The following is a 9,864-nucleotide window of genomic DNA, read 5'->3' as shown; positions in this document are numbered from 1 at the left end:
TCGCCCGCCCCTGCGCGCACGCGCCCGCTTGCAGGTCCGAACCCGACGTTGCCGAAATCGCGCGTGAGATAAAACGCGCCTTCATGCTTGGGGGTGTTGGGCAACGGGTTGCCGCCCACGAGCGGATCGTCCTTGTAGCGCGCCTCGGTCGCCGCGTAGCTCGCGATCACGCTCCAGCGATCCGTGAGTTGACCGTTCACATCGATCTCCAGGCCACGCGAGCGCGCATGGCCTGCGTTGCGCACGAAGTTGACGCCGTTGATGGTCTGCGTGGTCTGGATGTTTTTCTTGCGGATGTCGAAGAGCGCAACGGTGCCGGTGATGCGGTTGGTTTCGAGCTTTGTGCCGATCTCGTATGCAAGACCCTGCTCAGGCGGCAACGTGCCGATAGGCGCCGCGATCGACGTATTCGGCCTGAACGATTCGCTGTAGCTCGCATACGTGGACCATTCCGGCGTGATCTTGTAGACAAGACCGGCATGCGGCACGAACTTGCTGTCGCTTTGCGTGGACCCGACAACAAACGGCCTGCCCTTGCCTGTCAGTTCCTGGAAGTCGTCATAACGCACGCCGCCAAGGAGAATCCACCGGTCGCCGAAATGTATCGCGTCCTGGATGAATGCGCCGCGCTCAATCAGCTTGTCGGTCTGGTCGCTGTCAGCCGGAGACAACGTGTTAGTGGCCGGCAGCGTGCCGTAGACCGGCGAGTACATGTTGAACGTGGAGTTGTTCTTGCCACGATACAAATCCGCCAGCACGCGGTAATTGCGCATGTAGTCGAAGCCGGTCAGGATATCGTTTCGCAATCCGAACCACGTGACCTTGCCCTCGAGATTCAACGTGAAATTGTGCGTGGACTGCACACCGTTTTGCGTGGAATCGACCCGTCGGGTAAGAATGCCGGTCGTGAAATTCGGAGTCAGCACGCGCGCCTGCTGATCGTTGTAGTACGTGCGGTTCCAGCCGTACCCCGCGTGCACGGTCCAGTCCTGACTCAGCTTGTGATCGACCCGTACGTTGAGCGCGTCGGAGCGGCCCGCGGAGATGTTGTAGTTTTCGTCGAACCGCTCTTTTGGCGATACCGACACCGGGTTGCCCGTACGCGTATCGATGATCGTCCCGCGGTCGATCGGCACAGAGTAGTTCATGTGCTCGTACTGCACGAGCACGCTTGTATCGCGTCCATACCATGCAAGCGACGGCGCAATGGTGTCTTGCCGGTTGTAGCCGAAGTTGCGCCAGTAATCCACGTTCTGGTGATCGGCAATGAACCGGTACGCGAGGCCCGAGGTGCCGATCGGCCCGGTCAGATCCGCCTGCGCGCCACCGCCGCCGTAGCTGCTTGCAAACCCGGAGACCGAATTGGCGCGTTCCAGTTGCGGCTTCTTGGTGACGACGTTGATGAGACCGCCCGGGTCCTGAATACCATAAAGCATCGACGCCGGGCCTTTCAGCACTTCAATGCGCTCGGTCGTCGGCGTGAAGTTGCGGGGCTGCACGGACTGCAGGCCATCGCGAAGAATCGAGTTGTCGCGGTTGTCCCCGAAACCACGCTTGACGAGGGCGTCGAGCGTACCGCCGAGCGTGTTGCCCATGCGCACGCCCGGCACGGTTTCGAGCGCCTCAGCGAGGCTATCCGGCGCGCGATCCTGGATCGACTGCGATGTGACCGCGTTGACTGCCTGCGGTACGTCGACCAGGGGCGTGTCGGTACGCGTCGCGACCGACGCCCGCCGTCCCTGGTAACCGCGCTCGGGTTCGCTTTCGTTGACACGGCCTGCGGTTACCTTGACTGCTGGAAGCGCACCTTCCGCGTCTGAAGCGGAGGCCGCGGTGGGCGCTCCAGCGTTTGCTGTTTCATCCGCAACTGCCTGTACGATCGATGCAAATACCAGCGTCAGCGCAACCGCGACAGGTCTGTAGCAGGTGCGCAGATGGTCGCGCTTCTCGGCCTTCATCGAATGCATTCCTCGTTAAACGAACGTTTACAATTTGCGGCATGGTATCGTTAACGATAATGATTCTCAATATTGTTAGAAAGAATTTTGTCGGAAAATCTCCTTATGAAATTTCAATGACAGTCCGGAATGCGAAAGCTCCAACCATCTGGGCACACTCTAAAATTACAGATTTATATACAAAAGTAAATTTGCGCACGCTCTCTTGTCCGAGTACCAGCAACAGGTTTTTTGCTCGGATAAGCTGTCGCAATGCCCAAAGTGATCGATTACCTCAACCCCGCCCTTCCCCGAGGGCTGCGACGCGTGTCGATGCCTGTAGTCGACGCCACCCCTGCCGCGCTCGATGGGTTTGGCAGGCTTGTGAACGACCCGGGCGAGTGCTCGATCGAGATCGTGCAGTGGCCCGCAACCGGGACACGGCCCATTGACGCTGGAACAGGGGACGAAGCAGGCACCACCGAAGGGACGTTCGTCAGCGAATGGCGCGGAGACATTCTCTATGGTCGAAACGAGGCTGTAAGAGGCAACTACATCCTCGCCTACGCGACGGAACCTGAAGAAGCTTGCGACGACAGTGCCAATGCCCCGGCAGAGATGCTGCTCTGGCACGCGAACTACCACCCGGACGGCGGCCAACTGTTTTTCCCTCTCGACCATCGTCCGTTCTACGTTCCATTGGCCTTGCCAGGCGACGACATTGCACCAGAGAAATTTGTCTGCTTTCGCTTCGACGGGCACCAGGGTCTCTACATCCACCCGAACGTCTGGCACGAAGGTGTGTTCGCTCTTGCAGGAACACAGCGATTTTTCGATAAACAGGGTGCGGTCCATGCCCGCGTCTCTGTCGATTTTGCTCGCGAGTTCAGCTGCCTTCTCGAGGCGCCGATTCTCAAGGACTTATGAAGGTTCGCAGTCGAGATCCTGCGTTCCGTGCTCATCGGAGCATCCGCGGCCGAGCCGACGCGCGATTCAAAGCTGGTGATCCACGAGACTGCGTCGCATGGCGCCTGGAGGCGAGTCCTCGAACCAGTTCAATAAAGCGTGAACCGGCGCCGGCCGCGCGATGAGGAAGCCTTGCAACTCTGCGCAATGCTCATGCAAAAGCGCCTGCCTCTGTTCTTCCGTCTCGACACCTTCGGCAATGATCGGAATGCTCAAGCTTCTGCACAGCCCGCTGACCGCGCGTACGATCGCTGCCGATTTCGGGTTCTGGCCCAGGCCGCTGACGAAACCACGGTCTATCTTGACGCGCGTAAAGGGAAAGCTCTGCAGCATGCTGAGCGAAGAATATCCGGTACCGAAGTCGTCCATCGCAACCCCGACACCCAGCGCGCGAATCTCGTCGAGGATGCAACGCGGCGCGGCCGCCGATTCCAGCAGAGCGGTCTCGGTGATCTCGAGTTCCAGACGATGCGGCTGCAGCCCCGACACGCTGAGTGAGCGCTGGACCGTCCCCGTGAAGTCCTCGTACAGCAACTGAGCCGGCGAGACGTTCACGCTGAGCCGGATATGCGCCGGCCATTGCGATGCATCGCGGCACGCTCTCATCAAAACCCATGCGCCGAGTTCGGGCATGAGCCCCCGCTCTTCAGCGATGGGAATGAATTCGACTGGCGACATGTTTCCGCGCCGCACGTGATTCCAGCGCAATAGCGCCTCGCACGCGGTGATCTGACCTGTCTGGGCGTCGACGATTGGTTGATAGTGCACCGCCAGTTCGTCTGCACGCAGGCTTCTGCGCAGCTCGTCTTCGAGCTCGTTGCGCAGACGAAGCGGATCGTTCATGCCCCGTTCGTATAGCCGATAACAATTGCGGCCTTCACGCTTGGCCTTGTAGAGCGCAAGATCAGCTTGCTGCAACACGATACTCGCATCGGTGCCGGCGTTCGTGCAGTGGACTATGCCGATACTCACGCCAACATTGATCTCGTTGCCCGCTATATCGAACGGCGCAGCCAGTCTGGCAATGCAACGCTCGGCGAGAGACGCTGCGTCTTCCGGAGATTGGCTGGCGGCCTGGAGGATGGTGAATTCGTCACCGCTCAGACGAGCAAGCTGGTCGCTCGCTCGCAGCGACGCACACAGGCGCTGAGAGACCGCTTTCAGCAGTTCATCGCCCGCGTGATGACCCAACGTGTCGTTGACTAGCTTGAAGCGATCCAGATCGAGATACAGCAGCGCAAAGGGACGGTCTTCCGAACACGTGCCGGCTAGCTGCTGGAGCCGTGCCTGGAAGGTGACGCGATTTGGCAGATCAGTCAGATGGTCGTGATGTGCAAGGTAACTGATGCGTTGCTCCGCGACCCTGCGCTCGGTGACATCCTCGATGGTCGAGACCCATCCACCGTGCGAAAGCAGTCGTGTCACCACCCCGATACTTCGTCCCCGATGCTGGAACTCGATGTGTTTCTGAGTCTGCCCCGGTTCCGTGGCGCGTAACAGCTTGCGGCGCAAGTCGGTGATCGTCGCCGCTGTTTCGCCTATCGGCGCATGGGCATGCTCGCAAACGCGGCGCAGCAAAGTGCGCAAGGATATGCCGCCAGGCAGGCTGCCGGCTGGAATGGACAGGATGCGGGCGAACTGGCCGTTGCACAACACCAGCCGTCCGCGCTTGTTGAAGAGGCTGAGGCCCTGCACCATGTTGTCGAGTGCGAGGTCCAGATTGCGGGTCGTTTGCTCAAGCGCGAGCGCTGTCTCGCGCTGGTCGGTGCAGTCGCGCGTGATCTTGGCAAAGCCGAATAGCTGGTCGTCATCGTCGTAGATCGCTTGAATGAGGACATGCGCCCAGAACTTCGTGCCGTCCTTGCGGACCCGCCAACCTTGCGCCTCGAACTTGCCCTGCGTGCGCGCTGTCTCCAGCCCGGCTTGCGGCAATCCCAGCTCGCGGTCGGCCGGATCGTAAAAGCAGGAGAAATGCTTGCCCACGATTTCGGACGCCACGTAACCCTTTGCGCGCTGCGCCCCGGCGTTCCAGTTCGAGACGATGCCATTGATATCCAGCATGTAAATGGCGTAGTCGGTCACCCCTTCAATCAACAAGCGAAAGCGCCGCTCGTGATCGCGCGTCTGCTCCTGAAGCGCACGCGCTTCCGTACGATCGCGCGTCACCTTCGCGAAGCCGAAGAGCTCACCATCATCGTCAAAAATCGGGTCGATCACGACGTGCGCCCAAAAGCGCGTGCCGTCCTTGCGCACTCGCCAACCTTCAGTCTCGAACCGCCCGTCGTGAAGCGACTTGGCGAGGCTGCGCGCCGGCAGCCCGGCATCACGATCCTCGGGCGTATAGAAACAACTGAAATGCTGGCCAACGATCTCGTCCGCCGAATAGCCCTTCGTGCGCTTGGCACCCGCGTTCCAGTTGGACACGATGCCGTCCGTATCCAGCATGTAGATCGCATAGTCGGTCACACTTTGCACGAGATAGCGGAAGCGCCGTTCGTGATCGATGGCGTGGTCACGCATGCGTCGCTGTTCGGTGAAGTCGCGCGTGATCTTCGCAAAACCGAACAGACGTCCATTGGGGTCGCGCAGCGCGTCGATAACCACATGCGCCCAGAAACGGGCGCCGTCCTTGCGCACCCGCCATCCCTCGGCTTCATACTTGCCTGTGGTGCGCGCGGTTTCGAGATTGCGCCCCGGCAGATCGTCGAGCCGTTCGTCGACTGAATAGAAGCAGGAGAAGTGCCGTCCGACGATTTCGCTCGCTGCGTAGCCTTTGGCTTTCTGGGCGCCGGCGTTCCAGGTGACGACCATACCGTCCACATCCAGCATGTAGATTGCGTAATCCGTTATGCCTTCTACCAGGCGTCGGTAGACGTCATCGCCGGCATTCAAGAGGCTGCCTTGAAGACAGGCCACATGGTTCCTTGAATCTTGCTCGCTCGTGTGTGATTGCATTGTGGGTCTTTGGTCCCGCTAAACGGTTCGAAGTACGTTAGCAGACAGTTCAGCACTCAGCATGGTCTTGATTTTAGAACTCTTCATGCAACGATGCACCGACCGGGCTACGCCGTTGCCGTGTTCTGAGTCAGACGAAACAGCGAAACCGCTTGTGTCAACCGACGGCCTTGGGCATCGAGCGATTGCGATGCCGCCGCCGCTTCTTCGACCAGGGCGGCGTTCTGCTGCGTCACCTGATCCATTTGCGAAATCGTCTGGCTCAATTGCTCGATACCATTGCTTTGCTCGTTCGATGCCGTTGCGATTTCACCCACGATATCGCTGACCTTCGAGACCGTTTCCAGTACCTGCGCCACGGTCATGCCCGCTTCTCCAGCAAGCGACGAGCCTTCCGAGATGCAGCCCACCGACGCCTCGATCAATTCCTTGATCTCCTTTGCCGCGCTGGATGAGCGTTGCGCCAAGGAACGTACTTCCGCTGCCACGACGGCGAAACCACGCCCCTCTTCTCCAGCGCGGGCGGCTTCGACGGCTGCATTCAACGCAAGAATGTTGGTCTGGAATGCGATACCTTCGATGATGCCGGTAATATCCGCGATCTTTTCCGAGCGCACGCTGATCTCCGACATGGTCGCAACCATTCGGTTCACGGCCGTATTGCTCTGGTGCGCGACAGTAGTGGCCGTCGACGAAAGCGCTCGTGCCTGGTGCGCATGCTCGGCGTTCTGCCGAACCGTCGACGTGAGCTCCTCAACGTTCGATGCCGTCTCTTCGAGCGAAGCGGCCTGTTCTTCAGTACGAGTCGAAAGATCCGCGTTTCCTGCTGCGATCTGATTCGATCCAGTGGCAATGCTGTCGGCTGATGCCCGCACGTTGGCGATGAGTTCGACGAGCTTGGTTTGCATCGTGCTCATTGAAGCAAGCACGCTTGTCGGGGGCGCCTTGTCCGCGCCCGCAACGGCACTCAGGTCACCGCTTGCAACCCGCTGCACCACCTCGCTCAATGTATCGGGCTCGGCACCCAGAGCGCGCAGGATGCTGCGTGTGATGACCGCACCTGCAATCGCCGCCGACAGGGCCGCTGCCACACAGGCAGCGATCAGCAACAAGCGCGATATCGCGTAGTGTTGAGCTGACTCACCCACGAGCATTGCTTCGCGCTGACTTGTCATATCGGAATAGTCCTGCGTTGCCTTGACAAGCGCTGCGAGTAACGGGCGGCACTCGTCGTTCATCTTCGCAATCGCTTCATCATGCCTGCCCTTGAGCGCGAGATCGACAATGGCAAGTGCGACGGGACCATATAACGATTCAACCCGATTGATCTCTTCGACGCGTGCACGCACTTCGGGCGTCACGTCCTTCGCGCCCGCTACCAGGTTGTCGAAGTTTCGGAGATTGTGCTGGACGTCTTCGTGAGCCTGGATGACCGCGGCCTTTTCGATCTCGAGATCAGCAGGCTTGGTGACAAGCACGAGATTGCGCGCGGCAATCGCTCGCCGGTCGACGGCGGTACGAATTCTTTCCGCAATGTTCGCCCGGGTGTTGATCCCGTTCACAAAGGATTCGAACCGCTGGTTCGATGCACTGAGCGATTGAACCGATAATGCCGCAACGATCAGTACTGCGCCGGTGAGCGCGCCGAAGCCGGTTGCCAGCTTCGTTTTTACTTGCATACGTTGGAGATTCATTTTTTCGTGTATTGGGTGCGTCACGAGAAATTAAGTCGTGCTCGCGACGTTAATGGCCAGCCTTCGTCGTGCAAGAGAACGAAAGCGAATGTACTGCACATTGCTTTACTTAACGGGGCCTGCCACGCCAACTTTAGTGTCGACAAATGTTGTGCAGGAAATGCAAACGTTTGCTGGCGAATTTTATCTGCGTGAGAAGTCCTGGTGCTTGCAGCCCCGCCCATGCGGATACCGCATGCGTTGCCTTGTGACTTGACCCATGCGGAGGCAATTGCTGCTTACGACGCAAGCTTGCGGATCGAATGGTTATTTCGATCGACGCGAACGCCGAATCACACGCCGCAATACCAATCGGCCGGGTGAGGTTGCGAACTTCGTTGTCAACGAGCGGTCATGGATAAAAAAATGGCGGAATGCAGGCATTCCGCCATTTCATCGATATCGAATCGACTTTACTGAGCAGATAAAAAGAACGCTTGGTCGCGTTGCGGCGTGACGCCAACAACCGTGAGCAGCCCATTTACTACGGTCGCTTCAACGGGCATCGATTCGTTGTTGAGAGCGCACGACAGACCCGTGAAATTAAGCGTACCGTCCAGCAGATGTTTGCCAGTCGAGCGCGGTTTGAAGCTGCCGGTAAACGTGCATGCATTTTGCGAACCCGTTGCAGTACCATCTGCGGCCACCGTGATTGTGGAGATTGGCGAGACCCCCGCGCCGCTGCTCCAGGTGCGTGCAACGTCGCTGACGGCGATCGGTGTATCGTACGTCGCGTTGTAGTTGCCGTTGAAACTCGTGGCTGTCGTATCCGGACTGACGAAAAGACTCGTCGTCGCAGTGAGTGCGCTCTTGTCGGTGAAATTACCTGATAACGTGCCGGCGCGAATCGCTCCGAATGTATGGAAGCCGACCGTTGCAGAATCAGTGAACGCGCCATCGGTCGCGGTCATGATGCCCTCGATCAACCAGATAAACGAGCCGTTCTGCGTGTAGATGCTGTAATACTGCCCTGACTCCAGGACGATGGTTTGCGCCGCGACCGACTGCGCCGAATTCACGGAGCCGTACCAGAAACCTTCAGGCAATGCGTGTGAAGGGTTGGCGACGCACGACTTTTGTAGATTGGCAAGGTCGGTCGTGCAGGTCTTGCTGTCGCCGCCACCGCCGCCGCAGGCAGCAAGTATGGGCAGCGTCAGCAACATGAGCTTTGAGAGCAGTTTCATGGATGTTTTTTTGGTTTTGGAAAGGCACGAGGGAGACGTTTTTCTAAGCAAGCCGACAATGAAGTAACGGAACGTCGCCGGAAAACTTTAGGTCGAGCAGATGAAGCATGGGTTATCGAGGAGGTTCGACTAACTCCATTTAGCTTTCGAAATCATTAATTAGTGAACCGAACTGGTTGTCGTTAAAGATAATTTTGTGAAATCGTCTCCCAACATCCCGCACCGCTCTCCAAAGTTCGCGTGGAAAACGAAATAGCTGCTAACACCCAACGAACTTCTCTGTTCCATGCATGCGCGAGGCTCGGGCAGAAGAAATTCTTCCCTTTAACGGCGCGGCGGCCCATGGACTTTAAGGCACTATATTTCCAACGCGGCAGGCAGCCCGCCGACCCACTCACCCGCAGGGGACCCACGCAGTGCCGCCCGTTGCAAACGGACCTTTTCTGCTTGCCATGGGGCTCGTCGAGCGCATTGAAACTCTTGGTTAAGGGGCGTTTCGCCCTATTCCCGCAAAATCTTTTTGAAGCGGTTCGCATCCGTACTTATTACTGATTTCGTCGGAACGAACCACACGCAAACGATTGCAACGATCTGCATTCTACTCACCAAAGCGAATTTGGACTCAATGTCCAGGTTTAATCCACCAGGATGGCGCGGGAGCATTGACTCGACACCGCCGCCCGCTCTCAAGTTCGTTTTAAGCACGCCGTAAATAGGCTCACCACCTCCCTGCCGAGCGTGTCCAAAAAGATTCATCGGCAGGGATGGCGGGGGAAGTTTTTGGCCGGCTTGCACGCAATGGGCGAGTCAACTACCTACCGTTATAAGGATGTAAAAGATGCGCAAAGTTCTCAAGGCATTTGTTCGTGACGAGCGTGGCGTAAGCGCCATGGAATACGCAGTGTTGGCAGGCATCGTCGTGATCGCTCTCGGCGCCATGTTCACGACTTTTAAAACGGACGTAAATACGATGTTCACGTCCGTGTTCTCCAAGGTCAGCGCGCAGCAAGCAGCGCAAAAATAAGCGCTTTGTCAGGAGATCTTACTGCCAGCAGCTAGATCTCCGCTTTTTCCGGATTACGCCAACGT

The 9,864-nt window shown here is 58.2% G+C and carries 6 protein-coding genes; 2 read left to right on the top strand and 4 right to left on the bottom strand.

Features of this window, described 5'->3' with window-relative positions:
* Positions 1–1,958, bottom strand: a 1,958-nt coding sequence (locus ACRXB1_RS05695) for a TonB-dependent siderophore receptor (RefSeq protein WP_449491412.1), incomplete at its 3' end; no start/stop codon positions are given.
* 252 nt (positions 1,959–2,210) lie between these two features.
* On the opposite strand from ACRXB1_RS05695, the gene ACRXB1_RS05690 reads away from it, so the two are divergent.
* Complete coding sequence (locus ACRXB1_RS05690; protein WP_449491411.1) at positions 2,211–2,864, top strand: ureidoglycolate lyase; 654 nt, start codon at positions 2,211–2,213, stop codon at positions 2,862–2,864.
* A 66-nt stretch (positions 2,865–2,930) separates the two neighbouring features.
* On the opposite strand, the gene ACRXB1_RS05685 is transcribed toward ACRXB1_RS05690, so the two are convergent.
* From ACRXB1_RS05685 to ACRXB1_RS05675, 3 genes are all read right to left on the bottom strand, one after another.
* Positions 2,931–5,819 carry an EAL domain-containing protein gene (locus ACRXB1_RS05685; protein ID WP_449491410.1) on the bottom strand — a complete coding sequence of 963 codons (2,889 nt, stop codon included), beginning with the start codon at positions 5,817–5,819 and terminating at the stop codon, positions 2,931–2,933.
* Between the two features lie 146 nt (positions 5,820–5,965).
* Positions 5,966–7,552, bottom strand: coding sequence for a methyl-accepting chemotaxis protein (locus ACRXB1_RS05680; protein ID WP_449491409.1), 1,587 nt, complete (start codon positions 7,550–7,552; stop codon positions 5,966–5,968).
* A gap of 452 nt (positions 7,553–8,004) precedes the next feature.
* Positions 8,005–8,775: a hypothetical protein gene (locus ACRXB1_RS05675; RefSeq protein WP_075357476.1), complete on the bottom strand. Its 771-nt coding sequence runs from the start codon at positions 8,773–8,775 to the stop codon at positions 8,005–8,007.
* Between the two features lie 838 nt (positions 8,776–9,613).
* On the opposite strand from ACRXB1_RS05675, the gene ACRXB1_RS05670 reads away from it, so the two are divergent.
* Positions 9,614–9,799 carry a Flp family type IVb pilin gene (locus ACRXB1_RS05670; protein ID WP_449491408.1) on the top strand — a complete coding sequence of 62 codons (186 nt, stop codon included), beginning with the start codon at positions 9,614–9,616 and terminating at the stop codon, positions 9,797–9,799.
* Positions 9,800–9,864: the final 65 nt, after the last annotated feature.

This window comes from Caballeronia sp. M23-90 (assembly GCF_053574605.1).
The sequence above is the reverse complement of the archived record's forward strand: the minus strand, read 5'-3'. Positions and strand labels throughout refer to the sequence as shown.

Bases quoted from the DNA above. Each gene is read 5' to 3' on its own strand.
- ACRXB1_RS05690 (WP_449491411.1), top strand. From the start codon at position 2,211: ATGCCCAAAGTGATCGATTACCTCAACCCCGCCCTTCCCCGAGGGCTG.
- ACRXB1_RS05670 (WP_449491408.1), top strand. From the start codon at position 9,614: ATGCGCAAAGTTCTCAAGGCATTTGTTCGTGACGAGCGTGGCGTAAGC.
- ACRXB1_RS05675 (WP_075357476.1), bottom strand. From the start codon at position 8,775: ATGAAACTGCTCTCAAAGCTCATGTTGCTGACGCTGCCCATACTTGCT.
- ACRXB1_RS05680 (WP_449491409.1), bottom strand. From the start codon at position 7,552: ATGAATCTCCAACGTATGCAAGTAAAAACGAAGCTGGCAACCGGCTTC.